This is a genomic window from Brevundimonas sp. (genome assembly GCF_029946145.1).
In the GTDB taxonomy this organism is placed as follows: Bacteria; Pseudomonadota; Alphaproteobacteria; order Caulobacterales; family Caulobacteraceae; genus Brevundimonas.
On record NZ_JAQSDY010000027.1, the window covers coordinates 440,602 to 459,800 of the forward strand.

The 19,199-nt window shown below is 67.4% G+C and carries 22 protein-coding genes; 9 read left to right on the top strand and 13 right to left on the bottom strand.

The genetic code is table 11. The features are described 5' to 3' along the window. The first annotated feature begins 111 nt into the window (after nt 1–111). Together PSV23_RS14285 and motA are read left to right on the top strand one after the other, a co-directional pair. Entirely contained in the window at nt 112–1,911 is a 1,800-nt protein-coding gene (locus PSV23_RS14285; protein WP_300470168.1) for a long-chain-acyl-CoA synthetase, read from the top strand. A 79-nt stretch (nt 1,912–1,990) separates the two neighbouring features. Next, nucleotides 1,991–2,860: a flagellar motor stator protein MotA gene (gene motA, locus PSV23_RS14290; protein WP_300470170.1), complete on the top strand. Its 870-nt coding sequence runs from the start codon at nt 1,991–1,993 to the stop codon at nt 2,858–2,860. Here the strand turns inward: motA and PSV23_RS14295 are convergent. From PSV23_RS14295 to PSV23_RS14335, 9 genes are all read right to left on the bottom strand, one after another. Next, nucleotides 2,857–3,183, bottom strand: coding sequence for a PilZ domain-containing protein (locus PSV23_RS14295; protein WP_300470172.1), 327 nt, complete (start codon nt 3,181–3,183; stop codon nt 2,857–2,859). The genes motA and PSV23_RS14295 overlap by 4 nt on opposite strands. After that, complete coding sequence (locus tag PSV23_RS14300) at nt 3,180–3,965, bottom strand: kinase (RefSeq protein ID WP_300470174.1); 786 nt, start codon at nt 3,963–3,965, stop codon at nt 3,180–3,182. Before PSV23_RS14300 ends, PSV23_RS14295 begins: the two co-directional genes overlap by 4 nt. A 29-nt stretch (nt 3,966–3,994) precedes the next feature. Further along, nucleotides 3,995–4,315 (bottom strand): 2Fe-2S iron-sulfur cluster-binding protein, encoded by a 321-nt coding sequence (locus tag PSV23_RS14305; RefSeq protein WP_300470176.1) that lies wholly within the window; start codon nt 4,313–4,315, stop codon nt 3,995–3,997. Next, complete coding sequence (locus PSV23_RS14310) at nt 4,316–5,119, bottom strand: succinate dehydrogenase iron-sulfur subunit (RefSeq protein ID WP_300470179.1); 804 nt, start codon at nt 5,117–5,119, stop codon at nt 4,316–4,318. Continuing rightward, complete coding sequence (sdhA, locus tag PSV23_RS14315; protein WP_300470181.1) at nt 5,119–6,903, bottom strand: succinate dehydrogenase flavoprotein subunit; 1,785 nt, start codon at nt 6,901–6,903, stop codon at nt 5,119–5,121. The genes PSV23_RS14310 and sdhA overlap by 1 nt, the downstream gene beginning before the upstream one ends. 6 nt (nt 6,904–6,909) lie before the next feature. Then, nucleotides 6,910–7,317 carry a succinate dehydrogenase, hydrophobic membrane anchor protein gene (sdhD, locus tag PSV23_RS14320; RefSeq protein WP_300470183.1) on the bottom strand — a complete coding sequence of 136 codons (408 nt, stop codon included), beginning with the start codon at nt 7,315–7,317 and terminating at the stop codon, nt 6,910–6,912. Beyond that, a complete protein-coding gene (sdhC, locus tag PSV23_RS14325; RefSeq protein ID WP_300470185.1) occupies nt 7,314–7,799 on the bottom strand; it encodes a succinate dehydrogenase, cytochrome b556 subunit in 486 nt (161 codons plus the stop codon). The genes sdhD and sdhC overlap by 4 nt, the downstream gene beginning before the upstream one ends. Before the next feature lie 117 nt (nt 7,800–7,916). Next, the gene (locus PSV23_RS14330; protein ID WP_300470187.1) at nt 7,917–8,357 is read right to left on the bottom strand and encodes an HIT domain-containing protein; all 441 of its coding nucleotides are present in this window, start codon (nt 8,355–8,357) and stop codon (nt 7,917–7,919) included. A 6-nt stretch (nt 8,358–8,363) separates the two neighbouring features. Continuing rightward, entirely contained in the window at nt 8,364–9,266 is a 903-nt protein-coding gene (locus PSV23_RS14335) for an SIMPL domain-containing protein (RefSeq protein ID WP_300470189.1), read from the bottom strand. Between the two features lie 223 nt (nt 9,267–9,489). Here PSV23_RS14335 and PSV23_RS14340 point away from each other — a divergent pair, with 223 nt between their 5' ends. Together PSV23_RS14340 and PSV23_RS14345 are read left to right on the top strand one after the other, a co-directional pair. Continuing rightward, nucleotides 9,490–10,044, top strand: coding sequence for a peroxiredoxin (locus PSV23_RS14340; protein ID WP_300470191.1), 555 nt, complete (start codon nt 9,490–9,492; stop codon nt 10,042–10,044). Nucleotides 10,045–10,243: 199 nt separating this feature from the next. Continuing rightward, entirely contained in the window at nt 10,244–10,777 is a 534-nt protein-coding gene (locus PSV23_RS14345; protein WP_300470194.1) for a carboxymuconolactone decarboxylase family protein, read from the top strand. Here the strand turns inward: PSV23_RS14345 and PSV23_RS14350 are convergent. Together PSV23_RS14350 and PSV23_RS14355 are read right to left on the bottom strand one after the other, a co-directional pair. Continuing rightward, a complete protein-coding gene (locus tag PSV23_RS14350; RefSeq protein ID WP_300470196.1) occupies nt 10,774–11,307 on the bottom strand; it encodes a hypothetical protein in 534 nt (177 codons plus the stop codon). The two genes, PSV23_RS14345 and PSV23_RS14350, sit on opposite strands and share 4 nt — an antisense overlap. Before the next feature lie 44 nt (nt 11,308–11,351). Continuing rightward, nucleotides 11,352–12,203 (bottom strand): glutamate racemase, encoded by an 852-nt coding sequence (locus tag PSV23_RS14355; RefSeq protein ID WP_300470198.1) that lies wholly within the window; start codon nt 12,201–12,203, stop codon nt 11,352–11,354. 123 nt (nt 12,204–12,326) lie between these two features. On the opposite strand from PSV23_RS14355, the gene PSV23_RS14360 reads away from it, so the two are divergent. Next, nucleotides 12,327–14,495, top strand: a complete 2,169-nt coding sequence (locus tag PSV23_RS14360; RefSeq protein WP_300470200.1) for a M3 family metallopeptidase — start codon at nt 12,327–12,329, stop codon at nt 14,493–14,495. A gap of 103 nt (nt 14,496–14,598) precedes the next feature. On the opposite strand, the gene PSV23_RS14365 is transcribed toward PSV23_RS14360, so the two are convergent. Together PSV23_RS14365 and PSV23_RS14370 are read right to left on the bottom strand one after the other, a co-directional pair. Next, nucleotides 14,599–14,916 carry a UrcA family protein gene (locus PSV23_RS14365; protein ID WP_300470202.1) on the bottom strand — a complete coding sequence of 106 codons (318 nt, stop codon included), beginning with the start codon at nt 14,914–14,916 and terminating at the stop codon, nt 14,599–14,601. A gap of 175 nt (nt 14,917–15,091) precedes the next feature. Beyond that, complete coding sequence (locus tag PSV23_RS14370) at nt 15,092–15,391, bottom strand: UrcA family protein (RefSeq protein WP_300470204.1); 300 nt, start codon at nt 15,389–15,391, stop codon at nt 15,092–15,094. A 337-nt stretch (nt 15,392–15,728) separates the two neighbouring features. Here PSV23_RS14370 and ffh point away from each other — a divergent pair, with 337 nt between their 5' ends. From ffh to PSV23_RS14390, 4 genes are all read left to right on the top strand, one after another. Next, nucleotides 15,729–17,252: a signal recognition particle protein gene (gene ffh / locus PSV23_RS14375; RefSeq protein WP_300470206.1), complete on the top strand. Its 1,524-nt coding sequence runs from the start codon at nt 15,729–15,731 to the stop codon at nt 17,250–17,252. Nucleotides 17,253–17,277: 25 nt separating this feature from the next. After that, nucleotides 17,278–17,913 (top strand): 30S ribosomal protein S16, encoded by a 636-nt coding sequence (rpsP, locus tag PSV23_RS14380; protein ID WP_300470208.1) that lies wholly within the window; start codon nt 17,278–17,280, stop codon nt 17,911–17,913. Between the two features lie 143 nt (nt 17,914–18,056). Continuing rightward, nucleotides 18,057–18,584, top strand: coding sequence for a ribosome maturation factor RimM (gene rimM / locus PSV23_RS14385; protein ID WP_300470211.1), 528 nt, complete (start codon nt 18,057–18,059; stop codon nt 18,582–18,584). 152 nt (nt 18,585–18,736) lie between these two features. Beyond that, on the top strand, nt 18,737–18,943 hold the full coding sequence (locus PSV23_RS14390) for a KTSC domain-containing protein (RefSeq protein WP_366524247.1): 207 nt from the start codon (nt 18,737–18,739) through the stop codon (nt 18,941–18,943). Nucleotides 18,944–19,199 lie beyond the last annotated feature (256 nt).

The following is a 19,199-nucleotide window of genomic DNA, read 5'->3' on the forward strand; positions in this document are numbered from 1 at the left end:
AAGCGGCGCGCGACGCCTCTCAATTGCCGATCCGATTCCCCTGCCGGTTGACCGCGGCGATGGGCTTGTTCATCACCAAGTGGGGCGACGGACGACGGAGTAGGCACGACGATGGGTCTGGTGGCGAACATCAAGCGCAATATGCGTTTCGCCAAGGGGCTGCGACGCCTGCTCAATCGCATCAAGCCGATCGCCCTGGATAGTCCCGACCTGGTCTGCGACGACTGGGAAGAGGCCGTCGACAAATTCCCCGACCACGTCGCCATCGAGGATGACCGCCATAGCCTGACCTACCGCGAGCTGGACGCCATGGCCAACCGGTTCGGCCACTGGGCCCAGAGCCGACGGCTCAAGCGCGGCGACATCATCGCCCTGGTGATGCTGAACCGGACGGAATACATCGCGGCATGGCTGGGCTTCTCCAAGGTCGGCGTGGCGACCGCCCTGATCAACACCAATCTGACCGGCCACGCCCTGGCCCACTGCCTGTCGATCTCCAATGCGTCCCAGGTTGTCACCGACGAGGACTGCTGGAAGCGCGTCGAAGACGCCCGCGGCCTCTCCGGGCGCAATCTGATGCTCTGGGTGCTGGGCCTGAAGGACGAGGACGAGGCCGATGAACGGCGTGGCCTGGACAAGCCGGTTCGCAGCGGCTCTTCGGTGCGGCCCGCCCGCTCGGCCCGGTCCGGCCTGACCAACCGCGACACGGCGCTGTACATCTACACCTCGGGCACCACGGGCATGCCCAAGGCGGCGCGGATCACCCATGCCCGGGCCCGCACCTACATGCGCGCCTTCGCCGGGGCCACCGCCGCCACGGACAAGGACGTCACCTTCAACGTCCTTCCGCTGTATCACTCGACCGGTGGTCTGGTCGGGGTCGGTCCCGCCCTGCTGAACGGCGGTCGGCTGGTGCTGCGCAAGCGTTTCTCGGCCTCCGCCTTCTGGCCCGACGTCAAGGCGACCGGCGCGACCCTGTTCGTCTATATCGGCGAGCTGTGCCGCTATCTGGTCAACTGCCCCGAAAACCCGGACGACCGTTCGCACAAGCTGCGCCTGGCCTTCGGCAACGGTCTGCGGCCCGACGTCTGGAACGATTTCCAGAAGCGATTCGCCATTCCGAACATTCTGGAATTCTACGGCTCCACCGAAGGCAACGTCTCGGTGTTCAATTTCGACGGCAAGCCGGGAGCCATCGGCCGCGTGCCGGGCTTTCTCAGGAAGCAGATCAATTTCCGGCTCGTCCGCTTCGATACGGAATCCGAGGAGCCGGTGCGGGGCCCCGACGGCCTGTGCCAGCTGGCGAAGCCGGGCGAGGTCGGCGAGGCCCTGGGCATGATCAGCGACGACATCCGCCACTCCTTCTCGGGCTATGCCGACAAGGCGGCCTCCGAGAAGAAGATCCTGCGCGACGTGTTCGTGCGCGGCGACCGCTGGTTCCGCACCGGAGACCTGATGAAGCAGGACAGCGAGGGCTATGTCTATTTCATCGACCGCATCGGCGACACCTACCGCTGGAAGGGCGAGAACGTCTCGACCGCCGAGGTCGAGCAGCGCCTGACCGACGCCCCGGGGGTCAAGGAAGTCATCGCCTATGGCGTCCCTGTGCCCAGCCATGAGGGCAAGGCCGGCATGGTCGCCCTGGTCGTCGACGGCCGGTTCGCGGCGCGGCCCTTCGCCGACTGGGTCGATCAGGAACTGCCCGTCTACGCCCGTCCCGCATTCGTGCGGCTGATCAAGTCCGCCGACACCACCGGCACCTTCAAATACAGGAAGACCGATCTGGTGGCCGACGGCTTCGATCCCGACAAGGTCGATGGCGTCCTGTATGTGCGCGGCGGCAAGAGCGGTTACACCAAGCTCGGCGACGTCGCGCGGCAGGCGATCCTGAACGGCGAGACGCGGCTTTAGGGTTAGCGGTTCGCAACCGCCCCTTAATCATTAACGGCGATGGTCGGCGTCTCCCGCGCGCAGGACAACATCGCCCACCATGTTCCAGATTATCGGCATCGTGCTGCTGTTCGGCCTCGTGTTCGGCAGCTACATCATCTCCGGTGGCAAGATGGCGGTGATCCTTCACTCCCTGCCTCACGAGATGATGGCCATCGGCGGCGCCGGCGTGGCCGCCTTCCTGATCTCGAACAGCGTCACCACCATGAAGGCCACGCTCGGCGGCCTCGGCAAGGCCTTCGGCGGTCCCAAGTGGAAGAAGCAGGACTACAAGGACCTGCTGTCCCTGCTGTTCCAGCTGACCAAGACGATGAAATCCAAGGGCGTCATCGCCCTGGAGAGCCACATCGAAAAGCCCGCCGAGAGCACCATCTTCCAGAAATACCCCAAGGTGCTGAAGGACCATTTCGCCACGGACTTCATCTGCGACACGCTGCGCATGATGACCATGAACCTCGAGGATCCTCACCAGATCGAGGATGCGATGGAAAAGCAGCTGGAGAAGCACCACCACGAGGCGCTGGAAGCGCCCCACGCCCTGACCAACCTGGCCGACGCCCTGCCCGCCCTGGGCATCGTCGCCGCCGTGCTGGGCGTGATCAAGACCATGGGCTCGATCACCGAGCCGCCGGAAATTCTCGGCGGCATGATCGGCGGGGCCCTGGTCGGCACCTTCCTCGGGGTCTTCCTCGCCTATGGACTGGTCGGCCCGATCGCGACCCGGCTGAAGGCCATCGTCGATGAGGAATCGGCCTTCTACAAGATCATCCAGTCGGTGCTGGTCGCCCACCTGCACGGCAATGCGGCGCAGATCTCGGTCGAGATCGGGCGCGGCGACATCCCGTCCTCAGCCCAGCCCTCCTTCCTCGAAATGGAAGAGTCCCTGTCCGGCGCTCCGGCCGAAGCCTAGCCGCCGGCCCGTCGGAACGCGTCGCGCGCGGCGGCGAGACGCGAGGGCACCAGTCCCCGCAGGGACGTCTGGCCCGACTGCTTCATCCCGGCCTCCAGCCCCTTGCTCCAGGCCACCAGGCACTCGATGGCCACGCCGCGGGCGAGGTCGATGACAATGACGCTTCCGGTCAGGGCGAAACTGCGGTCCAGTCGGACACGCAGCCCCGCGGAGGACTGGTCCACGATCAGACAGGGCAACTCCAGCCCCGCGGCGACGATCACGCCCCGCGAATTGGCGGGGCGTCGCGGTTCGAAGCGGCGATCCGGAGGCTGATGCGTCATGCGGGTAAGGGTCCGGGGCGGCGGTCGCGATCAAGCACTACGACCTTGTCCGCGATAACACCGCCGTTCAGCATTCGCCGCGTGATGCGTTCGAAATACTGAATGAAGTCCGCCAGACGGCGACGCTCCTCATCGGGAAGGTCCTTCGGACGAACATCCAGCAGATCCGCCTCCTGCTGGCTGCGCCAGTCGAGCACGACCTCGAACCCGGGAGCCTTCAGGAATAAGACGGCGTCGAACCGGGCGGCGAAGTCGGCGTAGGAGCCGGCGACGAAGCCGTTGACGGCTCGCCGCCACGCCCCGTCGGCGTCCCGCTCGCGCTCCAGCGCATTGATCGGGACGGCGAGTGCGGCCTCATCCTCCGGCAGCGCGCCCAGGCACCAGGCGTCGATCAGGATCGCCGAAGGGCGGCCTTCGAAGATCCGCCAGTCCCGGATAGGTCGACGGTCGTCTGCGCGCTTGTCGAAGTCGGGGATCAGGACCTTGTCATGAGGCCGGGCCGTGCTCAGAGCCTTGATCAACCGGTTCAGCAAACGAAGATCATGCGTACCCGGAGGACCGCGCGTCCGGAACAGCGGGTGCACTTCGTCGGCCATCACCTCGCGCCGCGCGCGCGTCAGATAGACGTCGTCGATGGAGATCTGAATTCCGCCGAACCTTTCGGCGGCGGCGCGGGCCAGGGTCGTCTTGCCCGACCCCTGGGCCCCGACGACGGCGATCAAGGGCGGCCCGACCGCAGTTCGGGATCCGGTCGCTATCAGGCGGCCGATCAGATCGATCATCCCGGGATCGGCTGGGCCCACGGTTCGTGTCAGTGCTGGTTTTCGGGGAGGCGCACGATCAACCCGTCCAGATCGTCCGAAACCCGGATCTGACAGGACAGGCGGCTGTTCGGCTGGACGTTCTCGGCGAAGTCCAGCATCGACTCCTCCATGGCCGAGGCGCGGCCCGTCTCGGCGGCGAAAGCCTCGTCGACATAGACGTGGCAGGTGGCGCAGGCGCAGGCGCCGCCGCAGTCGGCGTCGATGCCCGGGACATTGTTGCGGATCGCGCCTTCCATAACGGAGAGGCCATTCTTGACCTCAACCACATGTTCGCGGCCGTCGTGTTCGATGTAGGTGACCTTCGCCAACTAGGCCGCCGTTTCCGTCTTCTTGCGCGACGGGGACACCATCAGCTTCTTGGTCTTCGCGATCGCCTCGGCCGGGTTCAGCCCCTTGGGACAGACCTGGGCGCAGTTCATGATGGTGTGGCAGCGATAGAGCTTGAACGGATCCTCGAGGTCGTCGAGCCGCTTGTCGGTGGCGTCGTCGCGGCTGTCGGCGATCCAGCGATAGGACTGCAGCAGGGCGGCGGGGCCGAGGTATTCGGTCTGGTTCCACCAGTAGCTGGGGCAGGAGGTCGAGCAGCAGGCGCACAGGATGCACTCGTACAGGCCGTCCAGCTTGGCCCGGTCCTCGGGCAGCTGGATGCGCTCTTTCTCGGGGTCGGGCTCGTCGGATTGCAGGTAGGGCTGGATCGAGTCGTACTGGGCGTAGAACAGGGTCAGGTCCGTCACCAGATCCTTGACCACCGACTGGTGCGGCAGGGGCGCGATCGAGATCGTCGAGGAGGAGCACTCCTCCCAGCCCTTGGTGCAGGCCAGGGTGTTGCGTCCGTCGATGTTCATCGAGCACGAGCCGCAGATGCCCTCGCGGCACGAACGCCGGAAGGTCAGGGTCGGGTCGATCTCGTTCTTGATGTGGATCAGGGCGTCCAGCAGCATCGGGCCGTGATCGTCGGCCGAGATCTCGAACGTGTCCCAGCGCGGATCGGCGTCGACCTCGGGGTCGTAGCGATAGACCTTGTAGGTCTTGACGTTCTGCGCGCCGGCCGGGGCCTTGTGGACCTTGCCGCGAACGGGCTTGGAGCCCTTGGGGAGAGTCAGCTGGACCATCAGTACACCCGCGCCTTGGGTTCGATGTAAGCGATGTCTTTCGACATCGTGTAATTGTGGACCGGGCGGTAATCGATCTTCACCGCGTCGCCCGGCGCCTTCCAGGCGAGGGTGTGTTTCATCCACTGCTTGTCGTCCCGGTCCGGATAATCCTCGCGGGCGTGGGCGCCGCGGCTCTCGGTGCGGTTCAGCGCGCCCTCGATGGTGACCAGGGCCTGATCGATCAGGTTGTCGTATTCGAGCGTCTCGACCAGGTCGGTGTTCCAGATCAGGCCGCGATCGGTGGTCTTGATGTCGTCGCCGGCGGCGTGGATGGCGCGCAGCTTGGCCACCCCTTCCTCCAGCGTCTTGCCGGTGCGGAAGACGGCGGCGTCGGACTGCATGGCGCGCTGCATGTCGATGCGCAGCTTCGCCGTCGGGGTCGAGCCGTTGGCATGGCGGAAGCGATCCATCCGGGCCACATGGGCGTCGGTCGCCGAGGCCGGGACATCCGGCACCTTCGAAGCCTTGTCCACGACCTCGCCGCACCGCAGCCCGGCGGCGCGGCCGAACACGACCAGATCGGTCAGGCTGTTGGAGCCGAGGCGGTTGGCCCCGTGCACCGAGACGCAGGCCGCCTCGCCCACCGCCATCAGGCCGGGCACCACGCTGTCGGCATTGTCGCCGACCTTGGTCAGGACCTCGCCGTGATAGTTGGTGGGGATGCCGCCCATATTGTAGTGGACGGTCGGCAGGACCGGGATCGGCTGTTTCGTCACATCGACGCCGGCGAAGATCTTGGCGCTCTCGGAAATGCCCGGCAGGCGCTCGTGCAGGATGGCCGGATCGAGGTGGTCGAGGTGCAGGTGGATGTGGTCCTTGTTCGGGCCCACGCCGCGGCCTTCACGGATTTCGATGGTCATGGAGCGGCTGACCATGTCGCGCGGGGCCAGGTCCTTCACGGTCGGCGCATAGCGCTCCATGAAGCGCTCGCCCTCGGAATTGGTCAGATAGCCGCCCTCGCCGCGCGCGCCCTCGGTGATCAGGCAGCCGGCGCCGTAGATGCCGGTGGGGTGGAACTGCACGAACTCCATGTCCTGCAGCGGCAGGCCGGCGCGCAGCACCATGGCGTTGCCGTCGCCGGTGCAGGTGTGGGCCGAGGTGGCGCTGAAATAGGCGCGGCCGTAGCCGCCGGTGGCCAGGATCACCAGCTTGGCGCGGAAGCGGTGCATCGTGCCGTCGTCGAGCTTGAGCGCCGTCACGCCGGTGCAGGCGCCGTCCTGCATGATCAGGTCGAGGGCGAAATATTCGACGAAGAACTCGACCTCGCGGCGCACCGACTGGCCGTACAGGGTGTGCAGGATGGCGTGGCCGGTGCGGTCGGCGGCGGCGCAGGTGCGCTGCACCGGGCCCTCGCCGAAATTGCGCGTCATGCCGCCGAAGGCGCGCTGGTAGATCTTGCCCTCATCGGTGCGCGAGAAGGGCACGCCCCAGTGCTCAAGCTCATAGACGGCCTTGGGCGCGTTGCGGACCAGGTATTCGATGGCGTCCTGGTCGCCGAGCCAGTCCGACCCCTTGACGGTGTCGTACATGTGCCACTGCCAGCTGTCCTCGCCCATGTTGCCGAGCGAGGCGGAGATGCCGCCCTGGGCCGCGACGGTGTGGGAGCGGGTCGGGAAGACCTTGGTGACGCAGGCGACCTTCAGCCCCTGCTGGGCGGCGCCGAGCGCCGCGCGAAGGCCCGAGCCGCCCGCGCCGACGACGACGACGTCATAGGCGTGATCGACGAATTCATAAGCAGCCATCAGCCGTCAGATCCCGAAACCGGCGGGCAGGGGCGCGGAACCCAGCGCCAGCCGCACGATGAAGAAGACTCCCGCCGCCGCGATCACGAGGCAGAGCAGAAGGATCAGGCCCAGCAGCGCGCCGCGCGAGCCGGGCTTGTGGATATAGTCGTCGACGATGACCTTCAGGCCCATGTTCATGTGCCAGACGCTGACCAGCAGGGTCACGGCCAGAATTACGGCGTTAACCGGAGAGGCGAACCATTCGCGCGCGCCGTCATAGCCGCCGCCCGACAGGACGAAGCCGCTCCACAGACCCCAGAGGGTCAGGGGAACGAGGATCAGGGACGACAGCCGTTCGGCGGTCCATTCGCCGGCGCCGTGGCGCTCGGAGACCTTGACGCCCTTCACGAAGGCCTTGGTTTCGGCGCTCACAGCACGACCCTCCCCGAGGTGAACAGGAAGGCCCAGAACGCCACCGCTCCGACGACGCCCAGGATGATGGAGCCCCACGACAGGGCGTCGGCCGTCCGGGGCGACAGGCCCACGGCCGCGTCCCAGATCAGGTGGCGCACGCCCCCGGTCAGGTGAAGGAACAGGGCCAGGGTCAGGCCGAACCAGACCAGCAGTCCCAGCGGCGACCCCATCCAGCCGGTGAAGGTCGCATAGGCGTCAGGCCCGAAGGCCAGGGCCATCAGCCACAGGGCGATCAGCACCGATCCGACCGATAGCGCGCCGCCCGTGAACCGGTTCAGGATCGAGGCGAACATGGTGACGTGCCAGCGCCAGATCTGGAGATGGGGCGACAGGGGTCGGACGCGGCCATTGGGCTGAATCACGAAACGGCCGGTCTGGTCGTCGCCAGAATTGGGGGTCGGATCGTTGGAGGCGTCGCCCGGCAGGGGAGAGGTCGACATATTGCGAATGGTTCTCAGAAACCTGAGCAAAATCAGGCGCTCGAAATCGGTGATCAGGCTTTAGTCCAGCGGAGCGGCGGGGGTCAACGAAGCTTGAGAGCGGGCGGCGATATGGCGCTATCCCGCCGGCGAACGGCGAGTCTCCTGGCGAAGGCCCGACACCGCCGCCTGCAGGGCGCTGGCGCCATAGGGAAGGGCGGCTCCCCGGCCCCAGACCGGGTCGGGCCACAGTCCGTCGTCGTGACGACGGCCGACCACATGCACATGCAACTGCGCCGTCACATTGCCCAGGGCCCCGACGTTCAGCTTCTCAACCGCCCGTCCCGCCGCCCCGCCCAGCATCCTCACCAGCTCGCCGGCCCGGACGACCTCGTCCATCAGCGTCGCGCGATCAGCCGGCGTCAGGTCCTCCAGTTCGCGCAGGCCCGCGCGGCGGGGGATCAGGATCAGCCAGGGAAAGCGCGCATCATCCTGCAGCCGCACCTCGCACAGGGGCCAGTCGCAGACGACGGCGGAGCCGGCCTCGAACGCGGGATCAGCCTTGAACGGAGCGGTCATCCTGCGTCAGTTCAGCCCGTAGACGACACAGGCCCGGTCGGTCAGTTCGCGCAGCGGCGGCTGCAGCGCCAGCCGGGCCGCCTCGATCTGGGCTTCGGACGGCGCGGCGCCGGGCGCGGGCGGAGGGGGAGGAGCCGACGGTGCAAACCCGCGCTCCATCCGCGATCCGGTGACCGCGATCTCGTCCACATTGGTCGCCAGCCCGGGCCCCGAGGAATAGGATGGCCAGCCGGCCAGCACGTCGGTCTCGCAGGCGCGGCCCGTCGGATCGATCACCCGCACCCCGCCCAGCGACGTCCCGGCGTTGGACGCGGCCTCGCGCGCTCGCCGCGCCGCATCCTTCACGGCCTCGCCCTGCAGCCAGGTCTTGGTCGAATTGTCCGGTTCGAGATTGAAGGAGACCGCGCTGGCCGAGGTGGGCTGGGCGGCGATCACCGTCGCATAGACCCGCTCCAGCACCGAAACATCGCGGATGGTGACGCTGACGTTCGCATTGGCCTGATAGCGCTCGATCTGGTCGGCCCGGGCGTTGTCGCGCAGGACGCCGTTCTCGTCGCGATACTGGTCGTATAGGGGGCGCGTCGTCAGGCTGGTCTCGACCCTGACCTTGTCCACGCCATAGGCTGCCAGGGCCTGGCTCAGCGCCCGCACCTGATCGGCGGCCTTGCGCGAGGCGTCGGCGGCCGAGCGGTCGATCGCCAGGAAGGTGGCGCCGAAGTTCGCCCGGTTGGCGGCGACCTCGGTGCGGACATGGCCGACCGAGGCGATGACGGGATCGCGCATCCACCAGGGCGCCGGCACATAGCGCTCGCCGATCGTTGCCGGTGGCGTCTGGGCCGCGGCCAGGCCGGGGGCGGCGGCTGCGGTAAGGGCGGCGGCGGTCAACAGGGCGGCGGTCAGGCGACGCATGGGTGTGTCTTCCTCTGATGTGCACGCCGACCTTGCCGGTCGGGCCCCCCTTCGTAAAGCCGCGATCCGGACCGACGGCGCCCATGTGAAGTATAGATAAAATCTATGGATCAATATGATGTCCACTCATTGACTTTGTGCACCGCACAAGCCATTTCGCGGTTGCAGCGCCGCTCCCCCGGCGCTCCGGATTCTTCCTTCAATCGACTTCAGGAGAACAGCCATGCTGGGCGTTGGTCAGAAACTGCCGGACTTCAAGATCATCGGCGTCAAGCCGGGCTTCAACAACCACGAGGAAAACGGCGTTTCGGCCTTCGAGGCCGTCACCCAGGACAGTTTCGAGGGCAAGTGGAAGGTCATCTTCTTCTACCCGAAGGACTTCACCTTCGTCTGCCCGACCGAGATCGCCGAATTCGCCTCGCTGGCGCGGGACTTCGAAGACCGCGACACCGTCGTTCTGGGCGGCTCGACCGACAACGAGTTCGTCAAACTGGCCTGGCGCCGCGACCACGCCGACCTGTCCAAGCTGCCGATCTGGCAGTTCGCTGACAACGGCGGCAAATTCGCCCGCGACCTGGGCGTCCTCGACGAGGCCGAGGGCGTCGCCCTGCGCGCCACCTTCGTGGTCGACCCGCACAACATCGTGCAGCACGTCTATGTCACCAATCTGAACGTGGGCCGCGCCCCGGCCGACACCCTGCGTGTCGTCGACGCCCTGCAGACCGACGAGCTGTGCGCCTGCAACCGCCCGGTGGGCGGCGAGACGCTCGCTGCGTAAGGCGGCGTCCTGAGTAGCGGGAGGCGGCAGCGTTTGTATCGCCGCCTCCCGCGCTCGCTGTTTTTTGGGCGCTATGCTCGGCTCGCGGAGCCTTGCGACTTGAGCGCGGTCGCGCCCGACCACCCATGACTTCATGCGGCTCAAGCAGCGCGCGACCGCGTCGCGTGCGATAATCGCTTCCCGAAGGGAACCTCCCAAAATGTCGATCGACGCCCTGCGCGACCTGATGCCCGCCTACGCCAGGGACATTTCGCTGAACCTCGGCTCCCTCGCCTCGGAGACGGTGCTGAACGACCAGCAGAAATGGGGCTGTTTCCTCGCCTCGGCCCATGCGGTCGGCGTCGCTCCGGTGGTCAGGGCGATCGAGGCCCAGGCGGCGACCATCCTGTCGCCCGAGGCGATGAATGCGGCCAAGGCCGCCGCCGCCATCATGGGCATGAACAACATCTACTACCGGTCGCTGCACCTGATGAAGAACCACGAATACACGACCATCCCCGCCCGGCTGCGGATGAACGTCCTCGCCAATCCGGGCGTCGAGAAGATGGATTTCGAACTGTGGTCGACGGCGGTCTCGGCCATCAATGGCTGCGGCTCCTGTCTGGACGCCCATGAGGGCGCGCTGCGCAAGCACGGCGTGCCGGCGACCCAGGTGCAGGCGGCGCTGCGCATCGCCGCGGTGGTCCACGCCGCCAGCCGGATCGTGGCGTCGGAAACGGCGCTGGCCGCCTAGGATCCGGACTCCGCCGGGGCCTCGCCGTACTCCAGATAGTGGAGCCAGCGCTGGTAGCCGGCGCCCATGACCGCATCGACATCGTCGGCCATGGCGCCGATGCCCGGGCCTTCGACCGTCATGGTCCAGGTCGGGGTCCAGCCCCGGTTCGCCGCGGGCCAGCTGACCACCAGTTCCGCCCGGGTCGTCTTGCCGCGCAGCGGTCCGAAGGGCGCGTCGAACACCATGCGGTCGGCCGTGACCGAGACGGTGCGGCCATGGTCGAAGTCGGTCCCGTCGGCCAGTGTCTCGCACCAGCAGCCGCCGGGCGCGAGGTCGAGGCTCAGATTGGCGGCCGAGCCGGTATAGGTGTGGGCGGCGTCCCACCACCGGGGGAGCGCCTCGAATGCGGCTGGAATGTCATCGGGCGCGATCTCGGCGCCGACCGCATAGCGCAGGGTGAAGCTGTCGGCGGTGCGCGACACGACCTCGGCGGCTGCCGGCGCGGCCGAAAGGGCCAGGACGGCGGTGGCGATCAGGGGCTTGAGCATGGACGATCCTCCCGCCGCCATGGGGTGACGAACGGCGCCGGTCGTCAAGCCGGGGTGAAGGTCAGGGGCGCGCCCCAGAACTGGCTGACCAGGTCCGACTGCGGCCCGGCCTTGCCGCTGGTCAGGAAGTCCCGGCGGCCCGAGCCGCCCAGATCGTATTCCGGATGCCGCTCGAAATAGCGCGCCAGGGCGTCCGCCACGGCCGTCGGCTGGTGGATCACCGGCGTGCCGGGCGGCAGGGCCGCGGCGAACAGATCGGCGACGATCTCATAGTGGGTGCAGCCGAGGATGGCCTGGTCGGGATGGCGGCCGATGCGGCGCCGCAGGGCGTCGACATGGTCCTCGACCACCACCTTCAGCTCCTCGAGCGGAGCGCCCAGCTCGATCAGGCCGGCCAGGCCCGGACAGGGCTCGGAGAAGACCGCCAGATCCTCGCGCCGTTTATCGATCTCGATCTCATAGACCCGGCTCATCGCCGTGGCGGCGGTGCAGAAGACGCCCGTGATGTCGATGGCCTCGATCTTGTCGGGGCGCCGTTCGGCCTCATAGGTCCAGGGCAGGCCGGTGGCCGCCTCGATGGTCGGAACGATGATGCCCAGCACATTGATCGGGCGGCCGTGGCGCGCCCGCGCCTCTGGCACCCAGCTCTGCTGCAGCCGGCGCAGGGCGATGGCGCTGGCGGTGTTGCAGGCCAGGACGATGACATTGGCCCCGGCCTCGAACAGCCGTTCGCAGCCCGCGCGCGTCAGCTCGACGATCTCCTCGCCGCCGCGCCCGCCATAGGGGGCGTTGGCCTGGTCGGCCAGATAGACGAAATCGCGGTCGGGAAACCGCCGCGTCAATTCGCGGTGGACCGTCAGGCCCCCCACGCCGGAGTCGAATACGCCTATCGCCATGGCGCGGGCTTTAGACTTGCTGCCCGTCCCCGTCCACCAACGAAGATTACGGCCCGTTCATGTGACAGTCAGCGGCGCGAGCGCCTAGAGTCATGGCAACGAACGCCACGCACGGAGTTTCTCATGCACAGACGTCACCTTCTCATCGCCGGGGGCAGCATGCTCGCCCTCTCGGCCTGCGCCTCGAACGGAATGCCCATGGGCGGAGGAAATCCGACCGCGGCCCTCGCCGCTGACGCCGCCTTCGCTCGCGCCGTCCTTCCGGTTCAGACGCCGCGGGCCGAACTGCTGCAGCCGTGGACCGGACCGTTCGGCGGCGTGCCGCCGTGGGACAAGGTGACGGCGCCCAAGCTGCGCGCAGCCCTGCTGGAAGGCATCGACCTGCAGCGCGCCGAGATCGAGGCGATCGCCAACAATCCCGAGCCGGCGACCTTCGCCAACACCATGGTGGCCATGCAGATGGCCGGCGAGCCGCTGGACCGCGCGGGTTCGATCTATGGCGTCATGACGTCGAATATCGGGTCTGACGACTACAACGCGGTCGACACCGAGGTGTCGCCCCTGCTGTCGGCCGCCGGCGACGAGATCACCTTCAACGAAAAGCTGTTCGCCCGCATCAGGACGGTGGCCGACAGCGCCGCCTCCGCCGGACTGACCGCCGAGCAGACCCGGATCGCGGAACGCAGCCGCGACGCCTTCGTGCGCAACGGCGCCGCCCTGGACGCCGCAGGCAAGGCCGAGCTGGGCCGGATCAACACCGCCCTCGCCAACGCCTTCACCGCCTTCAGCCAGAAGGTCGTGGCCGACGAGAACACCTGGACCGTCATTCCGACCGAAGCCGGCGTGGCCGGCCTGCCCGCCTCGAACAAGGCCGCCGCGGCCGCCGCCGCCCGTAGCCGCAACGTCCAGGGCTGGGCCATCGTCAACACCCGCTCCAGCGTCGATCCCTTCCTCAGCTTCGCCGACGACCGGGCCTTGCGCGAAGTGGTCTGGAAGAAATTCGTCAACCGGGGCGACAACGGCGACGGCAACGACACCAATGCGATCATCGCCCAGATCGTGAAGCTGCGTCAGGATCGCGCCCGTCTGCTGGGCTTCGGCAACCACGCCGAGTGGCGGATGCAGGACACCATGGCCAAAACGCCGCGCGCGGCCATGGATCTGATGAACCGCGTCTGGGCCCCGGCCAAGGCCCGGGTGACCGAAGAGGTCGCCGACATGCGCGCCATCGCCGGCCACGACATCGAGCCGTGGGACTACCTCTACTATTCGGAGAAGGTCCGGAAGGCGAAGTACGACCTCGACCAGAACGAGCTGAAACCCTATTTCGAGCTCAACAACGTCCGCGCCGGCTCGTTCGAGATGGCGCGCCGCCTGTACGGTTTCACCTTCGACAAACTGCCCGCGGGCGCCGTGCCGGTCTTCCATCCGGACGTGACCGTCTATGAGGTCAAGGACGCCGGCCGGCCCATCGGCCTGTACTACGCCGACGACTATTCGCGCGCCGGCAAGCGTTCGGGCGCCTGGATGACGACCTACCGGTCGCATTCGACCTATGACGGGGAGAAGAACACCCTCGGCTCGAACAACAACAACTTCGCCAAGGCCGAGGGCACAAACCCGATCCTGATCTCGCTCGACGACGCCGAGACGATGTTCCACGAGTTCGGCCACACCCTGCACGCCTATGCGTCGAAGGTGACCTATCCGGCGCTCGGCGGCACGCCGCGCGACTATGTCGAATATCCGTCGCAGGTGCATGAACACTGGGTGCTGAGCCGGCCGATCCTGGACGGCTTCATGAAGCACTACCAGACCGGCGAACCGATGCCGCAGGCGCTGGTCGACAAGGTCCAGGCGGCCCAGACCTTCAACCAGGGCTATGCCACCGTCAGCTATCTGTCGTCGGCCCTGGTCGACATGGACCTGCATACCCGGACCACGCCGCCGACCGACATCGACGCCTTCGAGCGCGAGAGCCTGGAACGCTACGGCATGCCGAAGGAGATCGTGATGCGGCACCGCCTGCCGCAGTTCAATCACCTGTTCACCTCGGACGCCTATTCGGCCGGGTATTATTCCTACCTCTGGTCAGAGGTCATGGACGCCGACACCTGGGCCTATTTCGAGGAGTCGGGCGACGTCTTCAATCCGGACATCGCGAGCCGCTACAAGGCGATCATCCTCGCCGAGGGCAACACCACCGACCGCGCCGAGGCCTATCGCCGCTTCCGCGGCCGCGACCCGGACGTGACGGCCCTGCTCAAGGTCCGGGGCTTCCCGGTCTCCTAGGGAGCCCTACCGCCCTTCGGGCTGCTTGAGGGCGCCGCGCGGAGCGCGGGTGCAAAACGAGAGAGGCCGGCGAGCGATCGCCGGCCTCTTTTGTCTGTGCGGTTCAGGCCGGCCAGGCGGGGGCGACCATGGCGAGGATGCGGTCGCCGCGACGGGCGCGGACGTAGTCGTCCTGGCGGGCGGTCGGCAGACCGCGCACGGCCTCCTGCTGCACGCGGCGGACGCAGTTGTCGTTGACGAGGGCGCGCGGCCCGATGGCGCACGCCTCGCGGGCTGCGGCGGCCGTGCGGGCGTCGAAGGTCTCGGCGCCGGCGGCGGTCGACAGGTTGAGGTCGCCGAACGGCACGCGGACGGTCTGGGCGGCCGCCGGGGCTGCGTACAGCAGGGTCGCGGCGGCGAGGGCGAGGGCGGTCTTGATCATCTGAAAATCCTCCTGTCGCGGGGGAGTGCGACGACAAGGCAGATGAGGGTCTCGTGTGACAGCCGCCAGACCGGAAATACGACAATTACTCAACATCAGACCGAGAACTGACCAACAAATCACAAGCATGACTTATGTCAGACAGGGCCGCCCCTGCAGGCGGCCCCGCTTGATGTCAGGCGACCAGGGGAAGGCGGCTCAGGGCGTAGTCGACCTGCACCGGGCCCGGCAGCAGCCGCACGGCTTCCGCCTGCACGGCGGCGCGGCAGAAGGCCCGGTCGCTGATGCGGCTGCCGGGCTTCTTCGCCCCGCGGCACAGGGATCGGGCGGCGGCTTCAACACGGGCGTCGAAGGTGTTGGCGCCGGCGGCGCTGGACATGTCCAGATCGCCCCAGGCGATGCGCGCCTCCTGGGCCGAAGCGGAGCCGGCGGCGGCGAGGGCGAGGACGGCGGCGAGAGAAGCGAGGGTTTTCATGGCGAACTCCTGCGGAGATCAACGTCGCTCTTGGCGGCGACAGGGCGTCTGATGCGCCCGGCCCGTTGCAGCCTCGTGAGCGTTCCGCGGCGAAATAGCGACGCCGCATGAATTCGCGGAAACCTGAACGGCGATCAGCGAAAACCGTCCGCCGCCTTGTCTTCGCCCCGCTTTTCCGCCATAAGCCGCCGCTTCCGACGCAAGTGAACCTCGCGTCTCCACCCACACGACCCTGGTTTCGACCAGACGAGGTGGGCGAGAACCCTCTGCCGACGTGATCGTCGCCAGAGGCTATTTCTCTATGGGGACCGAGCCGCCCGTCGCAACGAGGTTGTGAATGTTCGAGGCTCTGAACGAGCGGCTGACAGGCGTCTTCGACCGGATCACCGGGCGCGGCGCCCTGTCCGAGAAGGACGTCTCCGAGGCGATGCGCGAAGTCCGCGTGGCGCTGCTGGAGGCCGACGTCGCCCTGCCCGTCGTCAAGGACTTCATCGCCTTCGCCACCGAGCGCGCCACGGGCGAGGACGTCATCCGTTCGGTCAAGCCCGCCGATCAGGTGGTCAAGATCGTCTATGACGGCCTGGTCGAGATGCTGGGCGGGGACGAGCCGACCCCGATCAATCTGAACGCCACGCCGCCCGCCGTCATCCTGATGGCCGGCCTGCAGGGCTCGGGCAAGACCACGACCTCGGCCAAGCTGGCGCTGCGGCTGACGAAATTCGATCGCAAGAAGGTCATGATGGCCTCGCTGGACACGCGTCGTCCGGCCGCCATGGAGCAGCTGCAGACCCTCGGCAAACAGATCGAGGTCGCGACCCTGCCGATCGTGGCCGGCGAGTCGCCGATCCAGATCACCAAACGCGCGCTGCAGTCGGCGAAACTGCAGGGCTACGACGTCCTGATCCTCGACACCGCCGGCCGGATCACCCTCGACGAAGCCCTGATGGCCGAGGTGGCCGAGGTCGCCGCCGTCTCCAAACCCGTCGAGACCCTGCTGGTCGCCGACAGCCTGACCGGCCAGGACGCGGTGCGCACCGCGAAAGCCTTCCACGACCGTCTGCCGCTGACCGGCCTGGTCCTGACCCGCGCCGACGGCGACGGTCGCGGCGGGGCCATGCTGTCGATGCGGGCCGTCACCGGCCTGCCGATCAAATACATCGGCGCGGGCGAGAAGGTCGACGCGCTGGAAGTGTTCGACGCCCGCCGCGTCGCCGGCCGCATCCTGGGTCAGGGGGACATCGTCGCCCTGGTCGAGAAGGCCTCGCAGGAGCTGGACCAGTCCAAGGCCGAGGCCATGGCCCGCAAGCTGGCCAAGGGGCAGTTCGACCTGAACGACCTCGCCGCCCAGCTGCAGCAGATGAAGAAGATGGGCGGTCTTCAGGGCATCATGGGCATGCTGCCCGGCGTCGCGAAGATGAAGGCCCAGATGGCCGACAGCGGCGTCGACGACCGTATGATCGCGCGCCAGGAAGCCATCATCTCCTCGATGACGAAGCTGGAGCGCAAGAAGCCCGACCTGCTGAACGCCAGCCGCAAGAAGCGCGTCGCCAAGGGCGCCGGCGTCGAGGTTCAGGAGATCAACCGCCTGCTGAAACAGCACCGCCAGATGGCCGACATGGTGAAATCCATGTCGCGCGGCGGCGGCAAGGGCATGAAGCAGATGGCCGCCATGATGGGCGGCCTCGGTGGCGGCGGTCTCGGCGGCGGCCCCGACATGGCGCGACTGAAGGCGATGGGGGGCGGCCGCATGCCCGAACCCGGCGCCGACGAATTGAAAGCCCTTCAGGACCGCATCGCGGGTCTGGGCGGCGGACAACTTCCGGGGGGCCTTCCGGGCCTGCCCGGCCTTCCCAAGAAATAATCCGACTTAACGAAAGAGACTGAAAATGCTGAAGATTCGTCTGGCCCGCGGTGGCGCCAAGAAGCGCCCCTACTACTACATCGTCGTCGCCGACAGCCACTCGCCGCGCGACGGCAAATTCATCGAGCGCGTCGGCACCTACAACCCGATGCTGCCGCGCGACGGCGAGCAGAAGCGCGTGACGCTGAAGACCGACCGGATCTCGGAATGGCTCGCCAAGGGCGCCCAGCCGACCGACCGCGTGGCCCGCTTCCTGAGCCAGGACGAAGCCCTGGCCGGCAAGGTCAAGTGGACCCAGTCGAACAATCCGAAGAAGGCCGAGCCGGGCAAGAAGGCCCAGGAACGCGCCGCCGAACGCGCCCAGCGCGAAGCCGACCGCGCCGAGGCCGAAGCCGCCGCCAAGATCGAGGCCGCCGAGGCCGCCGTCCGCGCCAAGGAAGAAGCCAAGGCCGCCGCCGAAGCCGCCAAGAACGCGCCGGCGCCCGAGCCCGAAGCCGCTGCTGAAGAGGCTCCGGCCGAAGCCGCCGCTGAAGAGGCCCCGGCCGCTGAAGAGGCCCCGGCCGCTGAAGCTGAAGCCGTGACGGAAGAGGCTCCGGCCGAAGCTGCTGCTGAAGAAGCCCCGGCCGCTGAAGCGACCGAGGAAGAGAAGACCGAGGCCTGAGCCTCATCCGTGCATCCCGGCGAATGCCGGGATCCAGATGACAGAAAGCAGCGCCCGAAGCTCGGGCGCTGCTTTTCTGCTATCTGGCGGCGGAGTTTGGATCTGGGTCCCGGCAGTCGCCGGGACGCACGGAGTTTCTTGCCATGACGACCGACAGCAAACTCATCCTCGTCGGCCAGGTCGCCGGCGGGTTCGGGGTCAAGGGCGAGGTGCGGGTGACCGCCTGGACGGCCGATCCCATGGCCCTGCTGTCGTACGGCGTCCTGCTGCGCGCCGACGGCACGCCCGGCCTGACCCTGACCTCCGCCCGGCCCGAGAAGACCGCCGTGGTCGGCCGTGCGAAGGAGATCGCCACCAAGGAACAGGCCGACGCCCTGCGCGGGCTGAAGCTCTACATCCACCGCGACCGCCTGCCCGAGCCCGACGAGGACGAATTCTACCTGACCGATCTGGTCGGGCTGGAAGCGCGCGACCCGGACGGCGTCGTGCTGGGATCGGTCCGCGCGGTGCAGAATTTCGGCGCCGACGACATGCTGGAGATCGCCCCGGCCCTGGGCGGGCCGACCTGGTACCTGCCGTTCACGAAGGAGGCCGTGCCCAAACTACACATCGCGGACGGCTGGCTGCTGGCCGTCAAGCCGACCGAGATCGGCGAACGCGAACCGGACTGAAAGGTCCTGCAAAGACCGCCATTCGACGGCACCGCATGAACTGCAACGGGTGAACGGCCATTCTCGCCATCAGCGCCGTTCCCGCCGATCCGGCGAAGGCCGCCGCCGGAGCCCGCGCCGGCCTGCCGCGTTTGCCCGTCATGCCGTCCAGCGTGATCCGCCGCTTCAGCTATGATGAACCGCATCGCCGCCTGCGGGTGACCTTCACCTCGGGCGACGTCTACGACTATGCGGGCGTGCCGCCGGAGGTGGAGGCGGCCTTCCGCGCCGCCTTCTCGAAGGGCCGGTTCTTCGCCTCGGACATCCGCGACCGTTATCCCTATCGTCGAGTCGAAGTTTCAGTGACTGAATCGAGCTAGAAAATTGGCTGCTCGAGTCTCCAGCAAGACATCAGGTTCGCCGTTGCCGCTCTTCCAAATTCCGCAATCAACCCTCCATTGCTGCTGACCTCAACCCGCGTATTCATCGTGTGGTCGGGTTGAGTTCCTCGACCCCAGACGGTGGTGCCAAGGCCGTCAGCCGTCAGCGTAACCGGGCGGCGGCCGGACGGCTCTGCTTCCGATGGACTAACTCCAGCGATCTCAATGCGGGGCGCGGCCAAAACCGTCATCCAGA